The sequence below is a fragment of the Polaromonas sp. P1_G2 genome, assembly GCF_056405515.1.
On record NZ_JBFUBY010001639.1, the window covers coordinates 1 to 373 of the forward strand.

Annotated in this window: 1 protein-coding gene; it reads right to left on the reverse strand. The window is 63.4% G+C overall.

What is annotated here, in order from left to right; genetic code table 11:
- Positions 1 to 82: 82 nt before the first annotated feature.
- Positions 83 to 373, reverse strand: a 291-nt coding sequence (locus AC1D0P_RS31910; protein ID WP_477680384.1) for an ABC transporter permease subunit, incomplete at its 5' end; no start/stop codon positions are given.

Sequence of the window (373 nt, forward strand, 5' to 3'; positions counted from 1 at the left end):
GGGCTATTCCCTCCGTCCCGGGCCACTATCCGCTCCGTCATGGAGAGGAATTCTTCGAAGGGGCTGGCGGAGCCCCGTAATCTCAGGATCYCCGCTTGCGCAGCGTTTCAGCACCGACGGCGAGCACGATGACGATGCCGATGATCACCTGCTGCAGGAAGGGAGAGACATTGAGGAGATTGAGACCGTTGCGCAGGACACCTATGATCAGCACGCCGATCAGCGTGCCGCCGATGCCACCGGACCCGCCGGTCAGCGACGTTCCGCCGATGACGACAGCCGCAATGGTGTCGAGTTCATAGCCGAGGCCGCTGGAAGGCTGAACCGAGTCCAGCCGAGCCGCCAGAACGATGCCTGCAAGTCCGGCCAGGAC